This is a genomic window from Sporosarcina sp. BI001-red (genome assembly GCF_003384035.1).
In the GTDB taxonomy this organism is placed as follows: domain Bacteria; phylum Bacillota; class Bacilli; order Bacillales_A; family Planococcaceae; genus Sporosarcina.
In genome coordinates this window covers 13,178-38,540 of the sequence record NZ_QQAK01000014.1, presented here as the reverse complement: position 1 = coordinate 38,540, position 25,363 = coordinate 13,178, and the positions used below count along the sequence as shown (strand labels likewise).

Below are 25,363 nucleotides of genomic sequence, written 5' to 3'. Positions count from 1 at the left end.
AAGGGGGTCAGATGATGGAACTGAAACACCAAGTAAAGTCGTCTGTAAAAGATGGCGAGTTAATCGAAAAACGGCGCGAACAAATCATCCAAGGCGCTGTACGATTGTTCAAGCAAAAAGGATTCCACCGGTCAACGACACGTGAAATCGCAAAAGAAGCAGGCTTTAGTATCGGAACACTTTACGAATACATCCGCACGAAAGAAGACGTGTTGTATCTCGTTTGTGACACGATTTACGACGAAGTGCAGCATCGACTTTCAGGGATTGCCGATGAAGAAGCAACGATTGGCGGACTGACCCGGGCAATCGATGTCTACTATCGGTTAGTAGATGATTTATCGGATGAATTCGTTGTCATGTATCAAGAATCGAAATCATTGCCGAAAAACGCACTCGATTATGTGCTGAAAAAAGAACGCGCGATGACGGGATTATTTGAAACGCTACTCGGAGCATGTGCTGAAGCTGGGGAGCTCCGCATAGCAAAAAGCAGCGTTAAGCTCGCTGCCCACCATATCGTCATTCAAGGGCAAATGTGGGCATTTCGCAGATGGGAACTGCAGCAAATGTATCAGCTAGATGGCTATATTGAATTTCAAACAGATCAGCTTCTGAACGGATTAGTGAAACCTGCTAGCAAGTAAAGAATGGAAAACAACGCAAAAGGGGTGCACGAATATGGCAACAGCTGAAACGCAACAGGAAATTTATAAACCGACACATCACGTGCGATTTGTAACAGCATCGAGTCTATTTGACGGGCACGATGCGAGCATTAACATCATGCGGCGCATTTTACAGTCGACGGGTGCAGAAGTAATCCATCTCGGACACAACCGCTCTGTAGAAGAAGTCGTGAACGCGGCAATCCAGGAAGACGTCCAAGGAATCGCGATTTCATCCTACCAAGGCGGGCACGTAGAGTACTTTAAATACATGTACGACCTATTGAAAGAACGCGGCGCTAGTCATATTAAAATCTATGGCGGCGGGGGCGGAGTCATTATCCCGAAAGAAATCAAAGAGCTTCATCAATACGGCATCGCTTGGATTTTTTCCCCTGAAGACGGTCGTAAACTAGGCCTTCAAGGGATGATTAATCGTATGGTCGAAGAGTGTGACTACGCGACGGAAGTGAAGGACGAAATGGCTTACCTGGAGCAAGTCGAAACGACAAAGCCCGAGCTGCTTGCGAACCTCATTACGTATGCTGAAGAGCATTATGCCGATCAAGACGAGAAAGCCTCAATGCTTTTGAATCGTGCACGCGAACTATCCAAAGGGACACCAGTTCTCGGGATTACCGGAACAGGCGGAGCCGGAAAAAGCTCATTGACGGATGAATTAATTCGCAGATTCCTTCATGAACTGCCGGATCGGAAAGTTGCGATTTTATCCATTGACCCAACGAAACAAAAAACGGGCGGCGCGCTTCTTGGTGACCGGATCCGGATGAATGCAATCTTCAACAAACGCGTATTTATGCGCAGTCTCGCAACTCGTGGGTCTCGTACAGAGCTGTCAGGCGCGTTAAAAGACGTGCTCGATATCGTCAAAGTGGCTGGTTATGATCTGATCATTGTAGAAACGAGTGGAATTGGTCAAGGAGACGCAGAAATCGATGAAGTTTCAGACGTTTCGATGTATGTCATGACAAGCGAATTCGGTGCGCCTTCTCAACTTGAGAAAATTGACATGATCGACTTTGCAGATTTGATTGCCATCAATAAATTCGAGCGTAAAGGCTCAGAAGATGCATTGAACCAAGTCCAAAAACAGTACCAGCGCAGTCGTCTTCTGTTTAATGAGCCACTAGATTCCATGCCAGTCTATGGCACAATCGCAAGTCAGTTCAATGACAAAGGAACGAATACATTATTTGCTGCAATTGTGGGTACGCTCAACAAAAAGTGTGGCAGTGACTGGACGACGTCTTACACAGAATTCGTAAAAACACAGAAACAAAATGTCATCATTCCTAATGATCGCCTGCAATACTTACGTGAAATTGCTAACACTGTTCGCGGCTACCATAAACATGCAGAACAACAAGCACACCTTGCTACGCGGTTGTATCAGTTAGAAGGAGCTCTCGCAGAAGTACGTGAGAAAACGCCTGACGATGCACTCGTGAAATCACTTGAAACGTTGCACGACAATGTGCGCGACGAGATGACTGCTGAATCCCGTCGTATTCTTGATAATTGGAACACGTTGAAAGATTCGTATGCACAAGACGAATTCGTAACGAAAGTTCGGGATAAAGAACTCCGCACAGCACTTACGACTAAGAGTTTATCCGGATTAAAAATCCCGAAAGTAGCGTTGCCGAAGTTTAAAGACTACGGAGAAATCATTCGTTGGGTCTATAAAGAAAACGTTCCTGGATCCTACCCGTACACAGCAGGCGTATTCCCGTTCAAGCGCGAAGGGGAAGATCCGAAGCGTCAGTTTGCTGGAGAAGGAACTCCGGAACGTACCAATCGCCGGTTCCATTACTTGTCGAAAGATGACGATGCAAAACGTCTGTCCACAGCATTCGACTCGGTCACTTTATACGGGGAAGATCCGGATGAGCGTCCGGACATTTACGGAAAAGTAGGAGAGTCTGGCGTCAACATCTGTACATTAGAAGATATGAAGAAACTCTATGATGGATTTGACTTATGTGCACCAGCAACATCCGTTTCGATGACCATCAACGGTCCAGCGCCGATTATCTTAGCAATGTTCATGAACACGGCAGTCGATCAGCAGGTGAAGAAACAGGAAGAAGAGCTAGGCCGCACATTATCCGTAGATGAATTCACGGAAGTCCGGGAAGCAACGTTGAAAGTCGTTCGAGGAACCGTGCAAGCCGATATTCTAAAAGAAGACCAAGGGCAAAATACATGTATCTTCTCGACAGAATTTGCGCTTCGGATGATGGGGGATATCCAGCAGTATTTCATCAACAAAAAGGTTCGAAACTATTATTCTGTCTCCATTTCGGGCTATCATATCGCCGAAGCCGGAGCGAATCCCATTTCGCAGCTCGCTTTCACACTTGCAAACGGCTTTACGTATGTCGAATATTATTTGAGCCGTGGCATGAACATCAATGACTTCGCACCGAACTTATCGTTCTTCTTCTCGAACGGTCTCGATCCGGAGTACACAGTCATTGGTCGCGTGGCACGTCGCATCTGGGCTGTCGCAATGCGTGAGAAATACGGTGCAAATGATCGCAGTCAAAAGCTGAAGTATCACGTTCAGACATCCGGTCGCTCGCTCCACGCGCAAGAAATTGACTTCAACGACATCCGGACAACATTGCAAGCACTCATGGCATTGCAGGATAACTGTAACTCACTTCATACAAACGCGTATGATGAAGCGATCACAACACCGACAGAAGAATCCGTTCGTCGCGCAATGGCAATCCAGATGATTATCACAAAAGAGCACGGACTTTCGAAAAATGAAAACCCGCTCCAAGGGTCATTCATCGCAGAAGAACTGACAGATCTTGTCGAAGAAGCAGTGCTTCAAGAATTCGACAAACTTAACGACCGTGGCGGCGTCCTGGGATCAATGGAAACGCAGTACCAACGCGGGAAAATCCAAGAAGAATCCATGCTGTATGAGATGAAAAAACACTCAGGCGAGCTCCCAATCATCGGAGTAAACACCTATTTAAACCCGAACCCGCCATCTGAAGAAGACATCGACAGCATGGAACTCGCGCGCGCCACACAAGACGAAAAAGAAACACAAATCAAAAACCTGCGCACGTTCCAATCTACTCATAGCAACGAGGCGGAACAAGCACTCGCAGACTTAAAAATACTCGCCATCTCAGGAGGCAACATCTTCGAGGCCCTCATGGACACTGTAAAAGTCGCAAGCCTCGGACAAATCACCAACGCCCTATACGAAGTAGGCGGCCAATATCGCCGCAACATGTAACAAACACACCAAAAAAGAGCGCGGGAGCCCCACGCTCTATTTGGTGCTTTTTCTTATGTAACTTGCGAATTGAAATTTTTCTATTATCCATCCGCGTACCGTGAAAGCTACGTGCTATAAGTGGTTTCTATGTTTATCAATATTTTCAAAGAAATCTCCTTCGACTCAAAAGTCCCAAAGAATAATCAGTATAGCTAGATTATCCGTTGATCGAAACGAAAGGCGGCGACTCCTGGGGGATAAGCGAAGAATGAAGACCCCGCAAGAAGCGAAGCGAACTGAGGAGGCTGAATTCAAGCCCCCCGGAAAGCGTCCGCCTGAAGTGGAGATCAACACTGTCCATTACCCCGTCCGAATTTATTCACAAACAAAATGAATTTCAGTGGATTTTAAACCCAAAACCCGAGTATACTATAAATAATGGCCGAAAAGGGGTGCGGAAGTTGAAGATGGCACTTCATCTTGTTATCATAATCATACTAATCGTACTGACATATCTCCTCTACGGAGAAGGATTCGGTGCAGTTCCCTTCCTGCTCGCGGCCGTGTACTTATTCGTGATCAGCTGGAAAGAATTCAGACGATTCCGTAGAACTAGAAAAACCCAGTAACAAAGAACCAGTCGATTACATGATAAAGGCTTCAGAAAGGGCGTGCATCTCATGGATTATAAAAACATGACAAAAGAACAACTACAAGAGGAATCAATGATCGATATTACCTTTGCAATTTTTGAAGATCGTCGCGAACCTATTACATTTCAAAAACTAATGGATGAAATCCGTAGTCTTACAAGTGTCAGCAAAAAAGAAATGGACGGACGCCTTCCCCAATTCTACACAGACCTCAACATCGATGGTCGTTTCATGGCAATGAACGATGGCGGATGGGCACTTCGTGAGTGGTACCCAGTCGACCAGATCGAAGAGGAAACTGCGCCAGTCGTTAAAACTCGTAAGAAAAAGAAAAAAGCTTCAGACGATGATGATTACGAAGATCTGGATGACTTGGACGAGGATGAAATCTTCGAAGAAGACTATGAAGAACTCGGTGATGAAAAAGACGTGGATGATGATGATGATGATGTAGATACCGATGAAGACGAAGTCGAAGATCCTGCAGAAGGTCTTGAAATCATTCCGGATGAAGATATTGAATTAGACGAAGAAGATGAGGACGAAGAGGACGATGAAGAGGAAGAAGAAGAAGAATTATAATCTTTTCTTGACTTATAAAGTCCTCCGCTATACAATCTAATTGGGCTCCTTTTTAAAGGACAAACGAACGGATGTTTAAGCGCTCCTTCTGCAGAGAATACTGCAGCAGGGGCGTTTTTTCGTTATTAAACCGGTTGGAAATCAGCTTTTCCCGAATACAATACACATAGGAGGAATCATTCATGACGAAATATATATTCATTACAGGCGGTGTCGTTTCCTCACTCGGAAAAGGCATAAATGCAGCATCCCTAGGAAGACTTCTTAAAAATCGTGGCTTACAAGTGACGATGCAAAAGTTCGATCCATATATCAATATTGACCCAACGATGATGAGTCCACTTCAGCATGGTGAAGTATTCGTCACTCAAGACGGTGCAGAGACGGATCTTGACATTGGTCACTACGAGCGCTTCATCGACATCGATTTAAACCAATATTCTAATATTACAATGGGTAAAGTGTACTCACTTGTTCTTCAAAAAGAGCGTAACGGAGAGTATAACGGAGCGACTGTTCAAGTCATTCCACACATCACAAACGAAATTAAAACACTCATCAAACGCGCTGGACAAGAAATGCATGCAGACGTCGTTATTACAGAAATCGGTGGTAGTGTAGGGGACTTCGAATCATTGCCGTACCTTGAAGCAATCCGTCAAATGAAAACGGATTTAGGGAAAAACGATGTGATGTACATTCACAATACACTCGTCCCTTATTTGAAAGCTGCAGGCGAATTGAAGACAAAACCTACACAACACAGTGTAAAAGAACTTCGCAGCCTCGGCATCCAGCCAAACATGATCGTTTTACGCAGCGAATATCCGGTTCCACAGGAAATGAAAGACAAGATTTCGTTGTTCTGTAACATTAAGCCCGAAGAAGTAATCGAAGCAAGAGACGCAGAAACGTTATACGAAGTCCCACTTCGCCTACATGAACAAAAGATGGACGATATTGTCGTCGATTTCCTTGGTTTAGATGTGAAGCAACCTGAAATGGACGAAGTGAAAGAACTCGTCAGTCTTGTGAAAAACCTATCGAAAACAGTTCGTGTGGCACTCGTTGGAAAATACGTGGAATTACAAGATGCATACATTTCACTCGTTGAAGCAATGTACCATGCAGGATATGCATTTGATGCTGATATTGACATTAAGTGGATTGACTCCGAAGAGGTCACTGCAGAAAACGTAGCGGAATTGCTAGCAGACGTCGACGGCTTGCTTGTGCCGGCTGGTTTCGGAGAGCGCGGCGTAGATGGCATGATCCACGCAATTGCTTATGCACGTAAAAATGATCTTCCGTTCCTCGGAACAGGCCTTGGTATGCAACTCTCAGCAGTTGAATATGCTCGCGATGTTATGGGACTTGGACATGCACATTCTGTTGAATTCGATGCACATACGAAGGATCCGATCTTCTTATTGCATCCGGACTACCGCAATGGTCGTGAAGACGAAAGTACATTACGCCTAGGATGCTATCCATGTGAAGTGAAGAAAGGTTCGAAAGCACACGCAGCATATGGCTTAGACCTTGTAGAAGAACGTCACCGTCATCGTTACGAGTTCAACACAGCTTATCAAAAGCAGTTTGAGGAAGCAGGCATGGTGATTTCTGGAATTAGCCCGGACGAGCGTCTTGTTGAAATTATCGAAGTGCCAAGTCATCCATTCTTCATCGGATGTCAGTTCCACCCTGAATTCGTATCACGCCCAACACGTCCACAACCGCTTATCAAAAGCTTTGTGGAAGCATCACTCGCACACCAAAAGTAATAAAAATGAAAAAACCCCCACTTCTGCTTGATGCAGAAATGGGGGTTTTTTCATTTGAATAAGCAAGTAAACAGGAAATCCGCTTAAGCGCCGCCGCATCCGCTCATTCCATTACAAATCCATTAACATTTCATCATAAGAAAGCTTCACTGCTTCGTAAACAAACAACGACGCGAGTAAGTGGGGTTCCACGACGCGATCCCCTTCATCGTTTGGTAACAACCCTTTAGAAATACCCGTTGAGATGTATACATCTGCGAGTTCGGATAGTTCGTTCTGCCCAGATGATTTTTCGGACCCTACAACCGCGAAAGCAACACCCTGTTTCGACAAAACTTTGCCTATTTCAAGTGCATCTGCATTCCCTGAACTTCGAGTAAAGAGCCAAACGCGATCCATGGACCCTAATTCAAGATCTGCAGAATACCGAATCACGTTCGCAAAAGGTTCAGCTCCTTCAATGGCATTCATCACCAAGCCATTCAGTTCGTTCATTCCCACCATCACCACGCGTCCGTCACCAACAGCTGCCTGTGCCAAAAGTCGTGCAGTGTCTTCGATTGCTTCTTCATGGTTCGTCGCAATTCGTTGCAATAGACCAGCAATTTGCGTCGTTAACATTTTCATAACTCCACCTCCGTAACTAGTAGTATAGTGAATCTGAAATCATTTCGCGATAAAAGCAGGAACTATTCCTTTTTTGTCTAATTACTATTAATATTCAAACTTTTTGTATTCGGACTAAAGTATTGATTATATCTAAAAGGAGTGGGCAGTTTGAAGAAGTTGTTGATTGTAGATGATCAGGCTGGTATACGTTTGTTGCTGGATGAGGTCTTTAAAAAAGAAGGTTATGAAACTATCCTCGCCTCAAACGGTAAAGAGGCGTTGCTTCGTGTCGAAAACGACGAACCTGATTGTATCCTGTTAGACATGAAAATGCCGGGAATGGATGGGGCTGAGGTACTTCGACAGGTGAAAAGTAACAGACCTAAGACTCCGATCGTTATGATGACAGCATACGATGAAATCGAATCTGCCCATCCTGAAGCCCAATATCGTGCAGATCACTATTTTACGAAACCATTTGATATCCATGAAGTACGACAGACAATCGATAAGTTGTTGCGAGAACGATAGTCCCTGTTCCCCTAAGTGGAAGTGGATCGATTTTTTTGATATGATGGGATTGGAATACATCTAAAAAAACGAAGACGATCCGTTTCCATATTCGAAGGAGGAACTGCACATGGCACTCGTATCAATGAAAGAAATGATGATTAAAGGTAAGCGTGAAGGATATGCAATCGGGCAATTCAATTTGAACAACTTGGAGTACACACAAGCGATCTTGAAAGCAGCTCAAAGCGAAAACTCCCCAGTTATCCTAGGAGTATCCGAAGGCGCAGCACGTTACATGGGTGGTTTTACAACGGTCGTTCACATGGTGAAAGGACTTATTCATGATTATAAAATCACAGTACCAGTAGCGATTCATCTAGATCATGGTTCGAGTCTTGAAAAGTGTAAGGAAGCAATTGATGCTGGATTTACATCCGTCATGATTGACGCTTCTGCAAAGCCTATCGAAGAAAATATTGCAATTACAAAGCAAGTTGTGGAATATGCACATCCTAAAAACGTTTCCGTTGAAGCTGAACTCGGATTAGTCGGTGGTCAGGAAGACGACACAATCGCAGAAGGCGTCATGTACGCAGATCCTGCAGAATGTAAGCGTCTTGTCGATGAAACGAATATCGATTGCCTCGCACCAGCACTTGGATCCGTACATGGTCCTTATAAAGGTGAACCGAATCTTGGATTCAAGGAAATGGAAGCAATCTCAAAACAATCGGACCTTCCACTTGTCTTACACGGCGGAACTGGAATTCCAACAAAAGATATCCAACGTTCCATTTCACTTGGAACTTCAAAAATCAACGTCAATACAGAAAACCAGATTCAAGGAACGAAGAAAGTACGTGAAGTACTTGCGGTAGACTCTGAAGTTTACGATCCACGTAAATTCCTTACACCTATGCGTGAAGCAATTCAGGCAACAGTTGTTGGGAAAATGCGCGAATTTGGTAGCTCGCAAAAAGCATAACTTGCGGAGTTTTTCTTGCATGAACGTTAAGACAACACCTATAGGGGGAGACATCCCGTAATCGGATGAATCTCCTCCTTTTCAATTTTGAGGAGGAACACGGACTATGAAATTTTTCATTGACACAGCAAATTTTGAAGAAATTAAAGAAGCCCACAGCTGGGGGATTTTGTCTGGCGTAACGACAAACCCTTCACTTGTAGCGAAAGAGAATATCTCATTCCACGACCGGTTAAAAGAAATTACGGCGCTTGTTCCAGGATCGGTCAGCGCAGAAGTTATTGCACTTGATGCTGAAGGAATGATCAAAGAAGGTCGTGAACTTGCAGCGCTCGCACCGAACATTACGGTGAAACTGCCAATGACTCCTGAAGGCTTGAAAGCTTGTTCGGTTTTCTCAGCAGAAGGTATTAAGACGAATGTAACGTTGATCTTCAGTGCGAACCAGGCATTGATGGCAGCTCGTGCTGGAGCTACATATGTGTCTCCATTCCTCGGCAGACTCGACGATATCGGTCAAGATGGATTAGCATTGATCGAAACAATCGCGGATATCTTTACGATTCACAACATCGACACTGAAATTATTGCGGCATCAATCCGCAGCCCTCAGCAAATTACGAATGGGGCACTTGCTGGTGCTCATATTTCAACAGTGCCATTCAAAGTATTACAGCAGCTGTTCAGCCATCCACTGACAGACAAAGGGATTGAACAATTCTTGAAGGATTGGGAAGCCCGCGACAACAAGTGATTGTGTAAAGGAGATTGAAATGGAAGTATATAAAATACAAGGCGGCACCCCTCTAAAGGGAAGCATTAAAGTTAGTGGAGCGAAAAACAGTGCAGTTGCACTCATTCCCGCATCCATTTTAGCCAATTCCCCTGTCACGATAGAAGGACTGCCCGAAATTTCCGATGTCCATACGTTGCAGAACTTGCTCGAAGATATCGGAGGCAACGTAGACTTTCAAGATGGAACGATGACGATTGACCCTTCCGAAATGATTTCCATGCCACTGCCGAATGGAAATGTCAAAAAGTTACGTGCCTCATATTACTTAATGGGAGCGATGCTCGGGAAGTTCAAAAAAGCGGTCATCGGATTACCCGGTGGCTGTCATTTGGGACCACGCCCGATTGATCAGCACATTAAAGGATTTGAAGCGCTTGGAGCTAAAGTCACAAACGAACATGGCGCAATCTACTTGCGTGCTGATGAACTGATAGGCGCTAAAATCTACCTGGATATTGTCAGTGTGGGCGCAACCATCAACATCATGCTTGCTGCGGTTCTCGCAAAAGGGAAAACCATCATCGAAAACGCTGCGAAAGAGCCTGAAATCATTGACGTTGCAACCTTGCTATCCAATATGGGTGCCAACATTAAAGGCGCGGGTACCAATGTTATCCGTATAGAGGGTGTCGAGAGCTTAAGCGGAACACGACACACCATTATTCCGGATCGGATTGAAGCAGGGACATTCATGATAATGGCAGCAGTGGCGGGAGATGGTGTTACCGTTGATAACGTCATTCCCTTACACGTTGAAGCGGTAACTGCAAAACTTCGTGAAATGGGCGTTATTGTGGAAGAGGATGAAGAAAAGATCTTCATCCCAAAAACGAAAGCACTCAAAGCGGTGGATGTGAAAACGCTTGTGTATCCCGGATTTCCAACAGACTTGCAACAGCCATTTTGCGTACTATCCACACAGGCTGACGGAGCATCGATGCTGACGGATACAATCTATTCCGCGCGATTTAAACAAATTGATGAACTTCGTAGAATGAATGCAAGCAGCAAAGTCGAAGGCCGCTCTGCAATCATTCATGGACCGACACCGCTTCATGCGGCAAAAGTGAAAGCGAGCGATCTACGTGCTGGTGCTTCGCTTGTCATCGCAGGCCTGATTGCTGAAGGAGAAACTGAAATTCAAGGAATCTCTCACATCGAACGTGGCTATGGCGGGTTAATCGAAAAACTACGTGGGCTCGGCGCTTCCATTCAAAAAGTGGAAATTCCTGATGAAGATGACGCAGAGAGTAACTCATAAAACAGTTTAGTGCTCATTCAAACGTGTGCTATAATAGAGTGAAAGATTGAGACAGTTACACAATCTGCAACTAGCAGAAAACGGGAGGAATTCTAGAGATGGAACGCAGTTTATCGATGGAACTTGTACGTGTGACAGAGGCGGCGGCAGTTGCCGCATCGCACTGGATGGGACGAGGTTTGAAAAACGAAGCGGATGACGCAGCAACAACAGCAATGCGCACGGTATTTGATACAATTCCGATGCAAGGCGTGGTTGTGATTGGTGAAGGTGAAATGGACGAAGCACCGATGTTATACATTGGGGAAGAGCTTGGAACAGGCACTGGACCTTTCGTTGACGTCGCGGTCGATCCACTTGAAGGGACAAACATCGTAGCTTCAGGCGGTTGGAACGCACTTGCGGTTCTCGCTATCGCAGATAAAGGAAATCTCTTGAATGCTCCTGATATGTATATGGACAAAATTGCAGTGGGTCCAGAGTGTGTCGGTAAAGTTGACATCAATGCGTCAGTTACAGACAACTTAAAGGCTGTTGCAAAAGCAAAAAACATGAAATTGAATGAAATCACAGCAACGGTTCTAAATCGAGAACGTCATGCAGATATCATCGCTGAAATCCGTGCTGCGGGTGCTCGTATCAAGCTCATTAACGATGGAGACGTAGCGGGTGCTATCAACACAGCGTTCGAAGGTACAGGCGTTGACATTCTTTTCGGACTCGGTGGAGCTCCTGAAGGTGTTATTGCAGCAGTAGGATTGAAATGTCTTGGTGGAGAAATCCAAGGTAAACTCATTCCTATGAATGATGCTGAACGTGAGCGTTGCGTGAAAATGGGCATCGATGTGGACAAAGTTCTTTACATGGACGACCTCGTGAAAGGGGACGACGCAATCTTTGCAGCAACAGGTGTAACAGATGGCGAACTCCTTCGCGGCGTACAATTCACAGGTGGCTATACCAAAACGCATTCACTCGTCATGCGCTCAAAGTCTGGCACAATCCGTTTTGTAGAAGGACGCCATAGTATGGACAAAAAACCTCATCTTGTGATGAAAGACTGAAAGACCTCAAACTGCCCGGCACATCAAGCCGGGCAATTATTTTGTACCCCAGCAGCCGACCGCTGCACCCCCAAAAATACTTACCCTAAACTTTAAAAGAGTGGTGCCAATAATGACAATGATAACCCTAGCTGACTTGGAGAACATGACGCTCAAAGAGCTTTATGCATTGGCCAAGGAATATAAAATTAGCTATTACAGCAAACTGACTAAAAAAGAACTAATCTTTTCCATACTGAAATCACGTGCTGAACAAGAAGGCTTCTTCTTCATGGAAGGCGTACTAGAAATCATTCAATCCGAAGGGTATGGCTTCTTACGGCCGATCAACTACTCATCGAGTTCCGAAGATATCTACATTTCAGCATCTCAGATCCGTCGATTCGACTTACGGAACGGGGACAAGGTCACTGGAAAAGTACGTCCACCAAAAGAGAACGAACGCTATTATGGCCTCCTTCAAGTTGAAGCGGTCAACGGACAAAACCCTGAAGTCGCGCGTGAACGCGTCCACTTCCCAGCATTGACGCCACTCTATCCGACGCGTCACATTAAGCTGGAAACAGATTCGAGTAATCTATCCACAAGAATTATGGACTTAGTATCACCAGTCGGTTTTGGTCAACGTGGTTTGATCGTCGCGCCACCAAAAGCAGGTAAAACGATGCTATTGAAAGAGATCGCAAATGCGATTACGACAAATCATCCTGACACGGAACTGATCGTTTTACTTATTGACGAACGTCCCGAAGAAGTGACGGACATCGAACGTTCCGTAGATGCAGACGTCGTCAGTTCCACATTCGACGAAGTCCCTGAAAATCATGTGAAAGTGGCGGAATTAGTGCTGGAGCGAGCAATGCGACTGGTCGAACATAAACGCGATGTCGTCATTCTTATGGACTCCATTACACGACTGGCACGGGCCTATAATCTGATCATCCCACCGAGCGGTCGTACGTTATCCGGAGGGATTGACCCAGCTGCTTTCCACCGTCCGAAACGATTTTTCGGAGCGGCACGAAACTTGGAAGAAGGCGGTAGCTTGACCATTCTAGCCACAGCCCTCATCGACACAGGCTCACGAATGGACGAAGTCATCTACGAGGAATTCAAAGGAACCGGTAACTTGGAACTGCACTTGGATCGAACACTCGCTGAACGCAGAATCTTCCCAGCCATCGACATCCGTCGCTCAGGAACCCGGAAAGAAGAACTTCTCGTTCCGGCCAACCAACTGGAAAAACTATGGGCAATTCGAAAAACATTTTCCGACGCACACGACTTTGGAGAACGCTTCCTAAAGAAACTCCGACAATCCAAATCCAACGCCGAATTCTTCGAGAAACTAAACGGCGATATGAAAAACCAACGTAACGGAAAAGGACTACTCTAACAAAAGCGCAGTCAGCTTGGAAGTCCCGACAGGCGTTGGAGGGCTTGAAGAAAAGGCGCACTATGCCTTTACTGAAAGACCGAAACGACCCCGAGGGACTAGCTGACGGAGCTGGATGAACCCAAAAGCGCAGTCAGCTTGGGAGTCCCGACAGGCGTTGGAAGACAACCCAAAAAGGCGTACTTTGCCTTTACTGAAAGACCGAAACGACCCCAAAAGCAGGCAGCCAATAGATGGCTGCCTGTTTTTATCTGCGCAACAGGGAAATGAGCATGGAATTCGTAGGCACGAATAGTTGTCCGTAAGTTTATGATCACTTTTCATGATTTATGATCATTATTTTGGTTTTATGATCACTTTTCTGGAGTTATGAGCGGAATCCGTGACTTATGATCACTTTCTGGATTTTATGAGCAGAATACCGCTTTTATGATCACATTCCGTGATTTATGAGCGAAGTCTCCGTGAATAAGGGTTTTTCTCTTTAACAAAGACTACCCTGAAGCGGAAAGTAGCTCACAGCATGACTTTTGCGCATAAAAGCCGAGTGTTATGAGAAATTCCTGCTCAAATGACACAACCGATATGTACTCCTTGATTTAGCGATAGACGAGCGCATACAATATCAGTTGATTGTAGTGAAAGGTGGCGACTCCTGGGGATCAGCGCAGATTACCGCGCAGAGAGCGAAGCGACCGAGGAGGCTGAAATCAAGCCCCGGAAAGTGTCCACATGAAACGAAAGTCAACGCAGTCTACTCACAAAACTTCTCAAACAAAAACCTTGCATACATCTACACAATTTGATAAAATTAACTCATATGATTCATATACGACTGACATACACGGGTCGTGTAAGGCATCTGTCTTTTACTGGGAAGGCGCAAGCTGACCAGAATAAAAACTCTGTACCAGATGGTTCAGGGCGAGAGGAGAGAGACCGATGAAAGTAGGAATTCACCCAGATTACAAACTATCAACTGTTTCATGTTCATGTGGTAACACATTCGAAACAGGTTCTGTCAAAGAAGACATTAAAATCGAAGTTTGTTCAGAATGCCACCCATTCTACACTGGACGCCAGAAATTTGCTGCAGCGGACGGCCGCGTCGACCGCTTCAACAAGAAATATGGCCTCAAAGAAGAAGGCAAGTAAGAACGGCTTTCCAGTTCCCGTCCGGTGCATTGCGCCGGACGGGAATTTTGGTTTAACGAGCAACTTATCCTTATTTTTCAGATAGACGAAAGGGGATTTACCATGTACGTTTCCATGCAAGGCGGATGGATTGAAGTCATTTGTGGAAGTATGTTCTCCGGGAAATCGGAAGAACTTATTCGCAGAATCCGCCGCTCCCAATTTGCCAAACAAAAAATCGCTGTCTTTAAACCGGAACTCGACAATCGGTATAGTGAAGAAGCAGTAGTCAGCCATAATGGGACAACTGTGATTGCATTACCCGTCGCATGTTCTGCTGATATTATGGCCCAAGTGACCGACGACTGTGACGTCATCGCAATCGACGAAGCCCAATTCTTTGACGATGGAATTGTTGATGCCGTTATGGAACTTGCGAACCACGGCTTCCGTGTGATTGTGGCAGGTCTCGATCAGGACTTCCGCGGAGAGCCATTCGGTCCTATGCCTAGATTGATGGCGATTGCAGAAATCGTAACGAAGCTGCAAGCTGTCTGCACAGTTTGTGGTTCCCCTTCAAGCCGAACGCAACGTCTCATTAATGGAAAACCCGCAGGCGTCGATGACCCCATTATTCTAGTGGGTGCATCCGAAGCGTACGAACCAAGATGCCGCATGCACCACGATGTACCAAAAGGCGTTTCCATACAAATGCACGCAGAATAACAACACGCCGAAGAGACAAGCTGCCTGGCAGATTGTCTCTTTGTTGCTTTATCTAAGAAAAAATCTCCGCTCGGCTCGCTAACGGTGCGTGCACTGTATATTTACACTCCCCAATACCGTACAATAACACTAAGACCAAACTAATTAGAGGTGAATCGATCATGTATGATAGACTCCAAGCCGTCGAAGACCGATACGATAAACTGAACGAACTGCTGAGCGATCCCGATGTCGTCAGTGACCTGAACAAACTCCGTACCTATTCAAAGGAACAATCGGACCTTCAGGAAACCGTGGATGCCTATCGGGAATATAAACAAGCTACAGGAGCGAAGATGGACGCCAAAGAAATGCTTGAAGAATCGACAGACGCCGATATGGAAGAGCTGATCAAAGCTGAACTCTCAGAGCTTGCGGTAATTATTGAAACACTGGAAGAGCGTCTTAAGCTGTTGCTCGTACCGAAAGACCCGAATGACGGCAAGAACGTCATTATGGAAATCCGAGGTGCTGCTGGGGGAGATGAAGCTGCATTATTTGCTGCGAAACTGTACCGGATGTATAGTCGATTTGCAGAACTCAACCATTGGAAAATCGAAGTGATGGACTCCGCACCTACTGAACTGGGCGGGTTTAAGGAAATCATTTTCATGGTCAGCGGAAATGGTGCATTCTCCAAACTGAAATTTGAAAATGGTGCTCATAGGGTACAACGCGTTCCGGAAACAGAATCGGGCGGCCGTATCCACACATCTACAGCGACTGTAGCGGTCCTACCAGAAGCGGAAGAAGTCGAAATTGAACTACATGACAAAGACATCAGAACTGACACGTTTGCATCATCAGGTCCTGGCGGTCAATCCGTCAACACGACGATGTCTGCGGTCCGACTCACACACTTACCGACAGGCATTACAGTTTCAATTCAGGATGAAAAATCGCAAATCAAAAACAAAGAGAAAGCGATGAAAGTCTTACGTGCTCGTGTTTATGATAAATTTCAATCCGAAGCGCAAGCGGAGTATGATGAAAAACGGAAATCAGCAGTCGGTACAGGAGACCGCTCTGAACGCATTCGCACGTACAACTTCCCACAAAACCGTGTCACGGATCACCGGATCGGCTTCACTATTCAAAAATTGGATCAGATTATCGAAGGGAAAATGGATGAACTGATGGAAGCGCTCACGCTCGAAGACCAGGCGCGGCGCTTAGAAAGCTTGGAATCCAATGACTGAGACGATCCATCAGGTAATAAAAAGGTTAGAAACTGACCTTGGTAAGAAAGGACTCGACGTCAACACGGCATTTCTACTCCTAGAGCACGTAACACAAAAGTCCCGAGCCTCCATTCTCGCGGATTTACGTGAACCGCTCACTGAGCAACAGGCACTGCAATTCGAACATCTTTCAGCGGAACTCCTGACAGGCAAGCCGATCCAACACATAATCGGGGAAGAGTGGTTTTACGGACGACCGTTTACCGTCTCTAAAGACGTACTTATCCCGAGACCTGAAACGGAAGAACTCGTTCAGGGTGCTTTGCATCGCGCCACCAAACTTTTTGGAAATGGGACGATACATGTATCCGATATAGGAACGGGCAGTGGTGCAATCGCGGTGACCTTCAAGCTGGAATACCCGAATGCACAAGTGACCGCAACGGATATCAGTGGAGCGGCTCTTTCGATTGCCCGTAGGAATGCAGAGCGGAATGATGCGAACATCACATTTTTGCAAGGGGACTTAGCGCAACCGCTACAAACCGAAAAGTGGGATATCATTTTGTCTAATCCACCATATATAGGTGCGGACGAAGCGTCATCCATGTCGTCTACTGTATTGGATTACGAACCACACGGAGCACTCTTTGCCGAAGAAAATGGTCTCGTACTCTATCGAAAGCTTGCGGAAACACTCCCTGAGATTATGAACAAACCCGCGTTGATTGGTCTGGAAATTGGCTATCTGCAAGGAACAGCCGTGCAACAACTCTTTCAGAATGCCTTTCCGAAAAGCAAGATTGAAGTCGTTCAAGACTTGAATGGAAAAGATCGAATGATATTTTGTGAGATTCAGTGAATAAACCTCTCTTAACCTGTCAACAATGAAGGACAGGAGGGGATGACATGTTACCAGATTATCCACAGCTCGCACAACAACCGATATTGACAACTGAAACGAACTATAAATGGAGAAAAAAAGCGATTGCTCTTATAGAATTCATTCTAATACTTGTTATGATTCAGGCAGTTCTCACACTCTTTCAAGAACATACAAGTGAAGAGCCGATTCGCTATCGTATTCTTGCACACTCGGATGCTCCTGCAGATCAAGCCATCAAAGTCCGTATTCAACAATCAATAGAGCCAATGATTGCAGGTGCGATTGCACGAACAACTACTGAAGAAGAACTGCTCATTGAACTTGAGGGACTGGAAGCGGATATGCTCGCTGCTGCAAACTTGTATTCACCGGATCGCATCGTTACTCTTGAACGGAAAAATGCGCTGTTTCCAGCAAAGCGAGTAGGCTTCGAAATTTATCCTCAAGACGTGTATGAAGCATACGTCTTGACGATCGGAAGTGGGCGTGGAGCGAACTGGTGGTGTTCCATTTTTCCGAAAGTATGTTACCCAGAAGAAGAGACTGTAGAGAGTGAAGAAGAAGTAAAATTCTTCGTCTGGGAGTGGATAACTTCTTGGTTCGAATGAGGATATCCACTGGAAAATGTGGATAACTTTATTGAAAGCTGTGAAAAGGGAGATGAGATTATGAACACCCAGACGTTAAAAGTGGATAAAGGTGTTGATAACCATCATAGTTATCAACAAACTGTGGATTGTTTACGAAATGGAGGCCTTGTAGCATTTCCAACCGAAACGGTGTATGGACTCGGTGCACTCGCTACTGATCCAAATGCGACAAAGCGGATATTTGAAGCAAAAGGTCGCCCATCTGACAATCCACTGATCGTACATATAGGAACTAAAGAAGAAGTGAACACGTATGCGGCAGAAATTCCTGAAAGTGCGCTCCTCTTAATGGAAGCATTTTGGCCGGGGCCACTAACGTTGATTTTCAACGAAAAGCCTGGCGTCATAGCAGAAAGTGTCACCGTTGGATTAGGGACAGTCGGATTGAGGATGCCTGATCATCCAGTTGCGCTGAAGTTGTTACGACTTCTAGGGGGGCCTCTAGCTGCGCCAAGCGCAAATCGAAGTGGTAAACCGAGTCCGACAAGAGCAAGTCATGTCGCACGTGACTTAGATGGAAGGATTCCATTCATTTTAGATGGCGGTGCAACAGGTGTAGGAGTGGAGTCGACAGTCATCGATATGACATCGAATCCCCCTGCGATTTTGAGACCAGGCGGGATAACTGTTGACATGATCGAAGCAGTCATTGGCCCTGTTCGTTCAGAGACCCGTGTAGAAGAATCGGATGCCCCGCGTGCTCCTGGCATGAAATACATGCATTATTCCCCGGATGCACCCGTGTGGTTGATTGAACCGGATCGGACCCAGATTGAACAAGCAGTAAAGGTGCTAAAGGATGAAGGTAAGAAAGTGGCTGTTATCGGACCTGACGAGTTGAAAACGGACAAGTCTTCCTGGTATTTTGCAACAGGCGCATATGCAGATCCGAGTCAGTTAGCATCGAATCTATATGATGTGCTTCGTAAATGTGATGAAACTGAAGCAGACGTAATACTCGCAGTCGAAGCCCCTCCTGAAGGCATGGGGATTGCCGTCATGAACCGTTTGAAAAAGGCGGCAGACGGAAAACGATTTTCAATGTAAGTGATTAAATCCTCTAGTTACCATGCGAAGAAAAATTAAATAACTTTCATGAATGGCCTCCCTTGGCGCCGCATAAGATGGACTGGCGTAAACTTAGGGGAGGTTCTTCTATTGGTAGAAATCATTGCAGCTGGAGTGACGACAATCGATATCCTCGTCATCTATACATTACTGCATGTTCGAAAGCGGAAATGGTTGATTGCCCTGTGGACAGCGTTCTTAAATGTCGCGTTTCCTCTACTAGGATTTATGGCGGGGGAACTTTCAGCTCAACTGTTTTCAGAATGGAGCGGAATGCTTTCGGGTGTATTACTGGGACTAATTGGATTGCATATGCTGTTGCAAGAAGAAGACCCGGGTGCATCCAAAGTAACGGGCCCTTTGCTAATTGCGATCGCAGTTAGTTTGGATGGTTTTTCAGTAAGTATGTCTTTTGGATTAATGCATTTGGATAAATGGCTTTTCATTGTATCAACTGGGGTTATGTCATTAGTTCTTTCTTACTTTGCATTGAGGACGAACTTAACAATAACACCACATTCTAGAAAAAATTTACGACGTTTTGCCGGAATTGTCTTAATCGGAATGGGGATATTGGCATGGATTTCTTAAAATAACTGTTTCGATTTTGGGATATATAGGTTATGATGAAGATGGGTGATCGTAATGAATATTTGCTTTATTTGTACCGGAAATACATGTAGAAGTCCGCTAGCAGAAGGAATATTGAAATCGAAGCAACTTGAAGGTGTTTCAGTTCGCTCGGCGGGTCTTTATGCAACAGATGGTGTTCTTATTTCCAATCATTCCCGTTATTTATTAGAGAAACACGGAATGCCGGTAACGCCAACCTCACGTCGCTTTAAAGATCGAGATTTAGCGTGGGCTGATCTCATTCTTACAATGACAGTAGCCCATCGAGATATGCTCCGAATTGCCGTTCCGAACGAATCCAACAAGATCTTAACATTGAAAGAGTACGTAGGAGCAGCCGAATACGATGTTCAAGATCCTTATGGCGGAAATCCCGAAGTCTACCAACAGACGTTTGAGGAGTTGTCCGATCAGATTGATGTGCTAGCGCGCAAGTTAATGGGGGAACAGAAATGACTGAGACAAAGAAAAAGTTCGGACTGAAATGGAAACTCGTCATATTCGTGACGGTTCTTGCGATGGTGACATATTCAACAAGTGCGGTGTTCATTAACATTTTACAACCTCAATTTTTCCCGAATGCTAACCCGATGTGGTTTGGAATTATGACATATGGAATGGGGATTTTTTGGTCTGCAGTACTCGCGGCACTTTTCAGTACCATTTTAACGAAACCTCTCCAAAAACTTGAATCAGAAGCGATGCGGATTGCCGACGGGAAAATTGGTACAGACATAGAATTGCCAAACTCATCAGATGAAATCCGATCCGTTGCAGAAGCGTTCCAACAAGTCGTTGTCAACTTAAGAGGAATCGTAGGGCAGATTGAAACCAACTTTGAAAAAACATCACGCTCCGTAGATACTTTGCATAACGAAACAGGATCCGCTTCCAACCAGGCGGATGCAATTGCTTCAACAATAATTGAAATTTCATCTGGGGCAGAAGCGTCAGCCGTTGCAATCCAAGAAACGGCAGAAGCGATGGAAGACATTCGCACACTCGCTTCAGATGTCAATAATCGCGCAGACCAATCGTCCAAGCAATCGAACGATATGCTCGCTGAATTGAAACGGACAACGGATGCATACCGAACACTTGTCGGCGGTATCCGTGAAATGTCCACACAAAGCGAAGAGTCCCTTACAACAATCCGGGACCTCGATAGAAATGCACAAAAGATTGGTGAAATCGTGCAACTCGTTGGCAACATTGCAGATCAGACCAATTTACTAGCGCTGAATGCTTCCATTGAAGCTGCGCGTGCAGGAGAACACGGAAAAGGCTTCGCCGTGGTTGCAGAAGAAGTCCGCGTCCTTGCGGATGAAAGTGCGAAATCCGTCCATATGATAGGCGGCCTCGTGAGCACTATTCAAGCAGACGTCACGAAAGTCGTGAAAGAAATGGAAGCACAAGTGAAAACCGCTGCCAAAGAAGCTGGTCGAGCAGATGAAACCAACAAAAGTATTATCGCGATGGCGACAACTGTCACTGATATGGCAGGGTCCATCACTGGAATAACGGAGCTAGTGGAACATCAGCTCAGCAAAATTGAGCAAACCGCTCATCAATCTCAAGAAGTTGCAGCGATTGCAGAAGAAACCTCTGCAGGTGCTGAAGAAGTACAAGCCGCAACTGAAGAACAAGCGCACTCAATCGAACAAACAAGTATCTTGGCAAGTGAACTCAAAGGGCAGTCTGAAGCTCTTTATGATGTGATCCGCCAATTCGATACGTCTCAATAAGAAAGTCGGCCATGTGCCGGCTTTTTGTATGGAAAAAATCTTTTTAGGCGTGACCTTCATAGTCACAAATCATCCAAAAACCAGAAGAATCTCTCACATTACTTCGTACTGTGTTTTTTTTAGGAACAATGATAGAATTAGTTGTAAGTATATTATGAAAAGAGGGACGCACATGAAACTTGCGATTTCTTCAGATCACGGCGGGAACAACTTGCGCCATGAAATTAAACAACTACTGACAGAACTAAACATTGAATTCGAAGACTTCGGTCCGGAATCCGGTCAGTCCGTTGACTACCCAGACTACGCCGCACCCGTCACAAAAGGCGTTGTATCAGGGGAATTCGATAAAGGTATCCTCATCTGTGGTACTGGTATCGGCATGTCGATCGCGGCCAATAAAGTAAATGGCATCCGTTGTGCACTCGTTCACGACGTATTCAGCGCCAAAGCAACAAGAGGTCATAACGATTCTAACGTTTTGGCAATGGGTGAACGCGTTATCGGCCCAGGATTAGCACGTGAAATCGTTCAAACATGGTTGGAAACACCTTTCGAAGGTGGCAGACACGAACGCCGCATCGAAAAGTTGATGAAACTCGAAAACAACTAAGAAAGCGGGGGAGAGACATGGATGCATATATCTTATGGAGACTGCAGCTGGAACAAGCACTCGCAGAACTTGCGGAACTCGCTCCGCCAGTACCTGGCACTCTTTTTGTCGTAGGCTGTTCCACTTCTGAAGTGGCAGGTAAACGAATTGGGACGGCCGGCGCGCTCGAAGTAGCTCAAGCGCTCTATGAACCCCTCTCTCAATTTGCAACGAAGCATCAGCTACATCTCGCTTTCCAAGGGTGCGAACATATTAACCGTGCCCTTACAATCGAGCGAAAAGCAGCTGAAAAGTATGCACTTGAACCGGTTTCTGTTGTGCCCGTTCAGACTGCAGGCGGTTCAATGTCTGCTTATGCATACGAGCATTTAGATGATGCGGTCGTCGTCGAATCCATCCGTGCAAATGCCGGGATTGACATTGGACAAACGTTGATCGGCATGCAATTAAAACCGGTTGCAATCCCGATCCGCACATCCGTTAAACAGATTGGTGAAGCCATCGTTACCTGTGCGACCACTCGACCGAAACTAATCGGTGGAGTTCGAGCGCAGTACGAATAACTCAAGGCATCATGCTTTGAGAGAATGAAAATAATAGACGCTAAAGGGGAAATGAACATGGATTTGAGCAATGTGAAACGCGAAGATAGTGCTGTTTTTGAAGCAATAATGGCGGAAAAGAATCGACAGAACGCTAATATCGAATTGATTGCATCAGAAAACTTTGTCTCTGAAGCGGTCATGGAAGCACAAGGCTCCTACTTGACGAACAAATACGCTGAAGGCTATCCAGGCAAGCGCTATTATGGCGGCTGCGAACACGTCGATGTCGTTGAAAACATTGCTCGTGACCGAGTGAAAGAGCTATTCGGTGCAGCGTATGCAAACGTTCAAGCACACTCAGGAGCACAAGCGAACATGGCAGTCTACTTCACAGTACTTGAGCCAGGCGATACCGTCCTTGGGATGAACCTCTCACACGGCGGACACTTAACACACGGAAGCCCGGTAAACTTCTCCGGGAAGTTGTACAACTTTGTTGAGTATGGTGTAAGCGAGCAGGACGAGCGCATCGACTACGAAGACGTCCGGCAAAAAGCACTCGAGCACAAGCCGAAGATGATCGTAGCGGGCGCAAGTGCATACCCACGCGAAATCGATTTCAAGAAATTCCGTGAAATTGCAGATGAAGTCGGCGCATTCTTAATGGTGGATATGGCGCATATCGCTGGACTCGTTGCAGTCGGCGAACACAACAGCCCAGTCCCACATGCACATTTCGTAACGTCTACAACACACAAAACATTGCGTGGACCACGTGGTGGACTCATTTTGATCAACGAAGAGTTCGCAGAGCAATACGGCAAAAAAGTCGACAAAACAATCTTCCCGGGTGTGCAAGGTGGTCCATTGATGCACGTCATCGCTGCTAAAGCAGTCGCATTTGGCGAAGCGTTACGACCTGATTTCAAGACATATATACAGCAAGTGAAAAAGAATGCGGTCGCTCTCGGCGAAACTCTTGTTGCTGAAGGCATCGGCATCGTTTCAGGCGGAACAGACAATCACTTGCTTCTATTGAACTTGACAAGCCTTGGCTTAACAGGGAAAGTTGCAGAGCATGTATTGGATGAATGCGGAATCACTGTTAACAAAAACACGGTTCCATTCGATAAAGAAAGCCCATTCGTTACTTCAGGTATCCGAATCGGTACACCAGCCGTGACATCACGTGGTTTCAAAGAAGACGACATGAAAGAAGTCGGCGCGATCATCGCGAAACTCTTGAAAAACCACGAAGATGATGCTGTGAAAGAAGAAGCAAAACAACGCGTCAAAGCACTTACTGATCAACACGCGCTGTATGCATAAATGTTAGCAAAGCCGCCATCCTTGTGATGGCGGTTTTTTGGTGGATAAAATTGAGTGGACCACTTGTGCAAGCGAAGCGATGCTAATTAATCCCTAAAATTGGTTGAATTGCTTACTGTTATCGAGAAACTTCGCTAGGTGTCGGAGAAATTCTGCTAAGTGATGGAGAAATTACTTTGAGTGATGAACAACCTCTCCTTAGTGTCGGACATTTCCCCATAACTGATCGAAAGCATAGTCTAACCAGAAACGTCCTCTTACTATGAAATAGCCCATCCCTAAACAAGCGAAGCGCACCCAATTAATCCCTTAAAGCGGTTGAATTGCTTACTGTTATCGAGAAAATTCGCTAAGTGTCGGAGAAATCCTGCTAAGTGATGGAGAAATGCAAAGACTTGATTGGTAAAGGGCACTAAGTGATCGAGAACCTACGATGGGTGTCGGACAATCTGATTCAAATGAGTAACAACGCAAAAATAACACTTCTCAACCGCGTAAATGTTCCGCGAATTCTAAACGCCGCGCCAACCAACCACTAGCGCCGTCATTCTGGTATACTGTATTGGACAAAGTAAAAGGAGCGATTCTAATGGCTAAAGTACACGTATTCGATCACCCGCTCATTCAGCACAAACTTACATTCATCCGCGACGTAAACACCGGAACAAAAGAATTCCGCGAACTCGTAGACGAAGTTGCAACATTGATGGCTTTTGAAATTACACGAGAGCTCCCCCTCCAGGAAGTAGACGTTGAAACGCCGGTTTGCATGGCGAAATCGAACGTACTTGCAGGGAAAAAACTCGGAATCGTACCGATTTTACGTGCGGGTATTGGAATGGTAGATGGCATCCTAAAGCTTATCCCAGCAGCAAGAGTGGGACATGTTGGTTTATTCCGCGATCCGGAAACGCTTCAACCCCATGAATATTTCGTGAAGTTGCCGTCTGACGTTTCTGAACGTGAATTGATCGTCGTTGACCCGATGCTTGCTACAGGTGGAACGGCAGTAGAAGCGGTCAACTCATTGAAAAAACGTGGAGCGAAACAAATTAAGTTTATGTGTCTTATCGCAGCTCCTGAAGGCGTGAAAGTATTTACAGATGCACACCCTGACGTAGACGTATACATCGCAGCACTTGATGAAAAACTGAACGATCATGGCTACATCGTACCAGGCCTCGGCGACGCTGGGGACCGTTTGTTCGGAACCAAATAATTGGGGAAGGCGTGAACAG

25 protein-coding genes are annotated in these 25,363 nt (G+C 45.6%); 24 read left to right on the top strand and 1 reads right to left on the bottom strand.

Annotated elements, in window-relative coordinates:
• Positions 1 to 14: 14 nt before the first annotated feature.
• The 5 genes from DVB69_RS13325 to DVB69_RS13310 all read left to right on the top strand — a co-directional run bounded on the left by DVB69_RS13325 (position 15) and on the right by DVB69_RS13310 (position 6,952).
• A complete protein-coding gene (locus DVB69_RS13325; RefSeq protein ID WP_116019605.1) occupies positions 15 to 647 on the top strand; it encodes a TetR/AcrR family transcriptional regulator in 633 nt (210 codons plus the stop codon).
• A gap of 34 nt (positions 648 to 681) precedes the next feature.
• Positions 682 to 3,951 carry a fused isobutyryl-CoA mutase/GTPase IcmF gene (gene icmF, locus DVB69_RS13320; protein ID WP_116019604.1) on the top strand — a complete coding sequence of 1,090 codons (3,270 nt, stop codon included), beginning with the start codon at positions 682 to 684 and terminating at the stop codon, positions 3,949 to 3,951.
• A 443-nt stretch (positions 3,952 to 4,394) separates the two neighbouring features.
• Positions 4,395 to 4,562 (top strand): hypothetical protein, encoded by a 168-nt coding sequence (locus DVB69_RS17595; protein ID WP_158541094.1) that lies wholly within the window; start codon positions 4,395 to 4,397, stop codon positions 4,560 to 4,562.
• Between the two features lie 51 nt (positions 4,563 to 4,613).
• Complete coding sequence (rpoE, locus tag DVB69_RS13315; protein WP_116019603.1) at positions 4,614 to 5,168, top strand: DNA-directed RNA polymerase subunit delta; 555 nt, start codon at positions 4,614 to 4,616, stop codon at positions 5,166 to 5,168.
• A gap of 182 nt (positions 5,169 to 5,350) precedes the next feature.
• Positions 5,351 to 6,952, top strand: a complete 1,602-nt coding sequence (locus DVB69_RS13310) for a CTP synthase (protein WP_116019602.1) — start codon at positions 5,351 to 5,353, stop codon at positions 6,950 to 6,952.
• A gap of 111 nt (positions 6,953 to 7,063) precedes the next feature.
• On the opposite strand, the gene DVB69_RS13305 is transcribed toward DVB69_RS13310, so the two are convergent.
• Positions 7,064 to 7,579, bottom strand: coding sequence for a DUF2529 family protein (locus DVB69_RS13305; RefSeq protein ID WP_116019601.1), 516 nt, complete (start codon positions 7,577 to 7,579; stop codon positions 7,064 to 7,066).
• A 150-nt stretch (positions 7,580 to 7,729) separates the two neighbouring features.
• Here DVB69_RS13305 and DVB69_RS13300 point away from each other — a divergent pair, with 150 nt between their 5' ends.
• The 19 genes from DVB69_RS13300 to upp all read left to right on the top strand — a co-directional run bounded on the left by DVB69_RS13300 (position 7,730) and on the right by upp (position 25,344).
• Positions 7,730 to 8,092 carry a response regulator gene (locus DVB69_RS13300; RefSeq protein ID WP_116019600.1) on the top strand — a complete coding sequence of 121 codons (363 nt, stop codon included), beginning with the start codon at positions 7,730 to 7,732 and terminating at the stop codon, positions 8,090 to 8,092.
• A 109-nt stretch (positions 8,093 to 8,201) separates the two neighbouring features.
• Positions 8,202 to 9,059, top strand: a complete 858-nt coding sequence (locus DVB69_RS13295) for a class II fructose-bisphosphate aldolase (RefSeq protein WP_116019599.1) — start codon at positions 8,202 to 8,204, stop codon at positions 9,057 to 9,059.
• 106 nt (positions 9,060 to 9,165) lie between these two features.
• Positions 9,166 to 9,813 (top strand): fructose-6-phosphate aldolase, encoded by a 648-nt coding sequence (gene fsa, locus DVB69_RS13290; RefSeq protein ID WP_116019598.1) that lies wholly within the window; start codon positions 9,166 to 9,168, stop codon positions 9,811 to 9,813.
• 19 nt (positions 9,814 to 9,832) lie between these two features.
• Entirely contained in the window at positions 9,833 to 11,116 is a 1,284-nt protein-coding gene (locus tag DVB69_RS13285) for a UDP-N-acetylglucosamine 1-carboxyvinyltransferase (protein WP_116019597.1), read from the top strand.
• Between the two features lie 98 nt (positions 11,117 to 11,214).
• Positions 11,215 to 12,180: a class II fructose-bisphosphatase gene (glpX, locus tag DVB69_RS13280; protein WP_116019596.1), complete on the top strand. Its 966-nt coding sequence runs from the start codon at positions 11,215 to 11,217 to the stop codon at positions 12,178 to 12,180.
• 112 nt (positions 12,181 to 12,292) lie between these two features.
• Positions 12,293 to 13,576: a transcription termination factor Rho gene (gene rho / locus DVB69_RS13275; RefSeq protein WP_116019595.1), complete on the top strand. Its 1,284-nt coding sequence runs from the start codon at positions 12,293 to 12,295 to the stop codon at positions 13,574 to 13,576.
• Positions 13,577 to 14,518: 942 nt separating this feature from the next.
• Positions 14,519 to 14,731 carry a 50S ribosomal protein L31 gene (rpmE, locus tag DVB69_RS13270; RefSeq protein ID WP_116019594.1) on the top strand — a complete coding sequence of 71 codons (213 nt, stop codon included), beginning with the start codon at positions 14,519 to 14,521 and terminating at the stop codon, positions 14,729 to 14,731.
• 102 nt (positions 14,732 to 14,833) lie between these two features.
• A complete protein-coding gene (locus DVB69_RS13265; protein ID WP_116019593.1) occupies positions 14,834 to 15,436 on the top strand; it encodes a thymidine kinase in 603 nt (200 codons plus the stop codon).
• Between the two features lie 161 nt (positions 15,437 to 15,597).
• Positions 15,598 to 16,674 carry a peptide chain release factor 1 gene (gene prfA, locus DVB69_RS13260; RefSeq protein ID WP_116019592.1) on the top strand — a complete coding sequence of 359 codons (1,077 nt, stop codon included), beginning with the start codon at positions 15,598 to 15,600 and terminating at the stop codon, positions 16,672 to 16,674.
• Positions 16,667 to 17,518 (top strand): peptide chain release factor N(5)-glutamine methyltransferase, encoded by an 852-nt coding sequence (gene prmC / locus DVB69_RS13255; RefSeq protein ID WP_116019591.1) that lies wholly within the window; start codon positions 16,667 to 16,669, stop codon positions 17,516 to 17,518. Before prfA ends, prmC begins: the two co-directional genes overlap by 8 nt.
• 47 nt (positions 17,519 to 17,565) lie before the next feature.
• Positions 17,566 to 18,150 carry a stage II sporulation protein R gene (locus DVB69_RS13250; RefSeq protein ID WP_116019590.1) on the top strand — a complete coding sequence of 195 codons (585 nt, stop codon included), beginning with the start codon at positions 17,566 to 17,568 and terminating at the stop codon, positions 18,148 to 18,150.
• A 60-nt stretch (positions 18,151 to 18,210) separates the two neighbouring features.
• Positions 18,211 to 19,239 carry an L-threonylcarbamoyladenylate synthase gene (locus DVB69_RS13245; protein WP_116019589.1) on the top strand — a complete coding sequence of 343 codons (1,029 nt, stop codon included), beginning with the start codon at positions 18,211 to 18,213 and terminating at the stop codon, positions 19,237 to 19,239.
• Positions 19,240 to 19,350: 111 nt separating this feature from the next.
• Complete coding sequence (locus tag DVB69_RS13240; protein WP_158541093.1) at positions 19,351 to 19,851, top strand: manganese efflux pump MntP; 501 nt, start codon at positions 19,351 to 19,353, stop codon at positions 19,849 to 19,851.
• Positions 19,852 to 19,905: 54 nt separating this feature from the next.
• Positions 19,906 to 20,349 carry a low molecular weight protein arginine phosphatase gene (locus DVB69_RS13235; protein WP_116019587.1) on the top strand — a complete coding sequence of 148 codons (444 nt, stop codon included), beginning with the start codon at positions 19,906 to 19,908 and terminating at the stop codon, positions 20,347 to 20,349.
• A complete protein-coding gene (locus DVB69_RS13230) occupies positions 20,346 to 21,638 on the top strand; it encodes a methyl-accepting chemotaxis protein (RefSeq protein ID WP_116019586.1) in 1,293 nt (430 codons plus the stop codon). Before DVB69_RS13235 ends, DVB69_RS13230 begins: the two co-directional genes overlap by 4 nt.
• 172 nt (positions 21,639 to 21,810) lie before the next feature.
• Positions 21,811 to 22,251, top strand: coding sequence for a ribose 5-phosphate isomerase B (gene rpiB, locus DVB69_RS13225; RefSeq protein ID WP_116019585.1), 441 nt, complete (start codon positions 21,811 to 21,813; stop codon positions 22,249 to 22,251).
• 17 nt (positions 22,252 to 22,268) lie between these two features.
• Positions 22,269 to 22,814, top strand: a complete 546-nt coding sequence (locus DVB69_RS13220; RefSeq protein ID WP_116019584.1) for a TIGR01440 family protein — start codon at positions 22,269 to 22,271, stop codon at positions 22,812 to 22,814.
• Between the two features lie 57 nt (positions 22,815 to 22,871).
• Entirely contained in the window at positions 22,872 to 24,125 is a 1,254-nt protein-coding gene (gene glyA / locus DVB69_RS13215) for a serine hydroxymethyltransferase (protein WP_116019583.1), read from the top strand.
• A gap of 589 nt (positions 24,126 to 24,714) precedes the next feature.
• The gene (gene upp, locus DVB69_RS13210) at positions 24,715 to 25,344 is read left to right on the top strand and encodes a uracil phosphoribosyltransferase (protein ID WP_116019582.1); all 630 of its coding nucleotides are present in this window, start codon (positions 24,715 to 24,717) and stop codon (positions 25,342 to 25,344) included.
• The last annotated feature ends 19 nt before the right edge of the window (positions 25,345 to 25,363 follow it).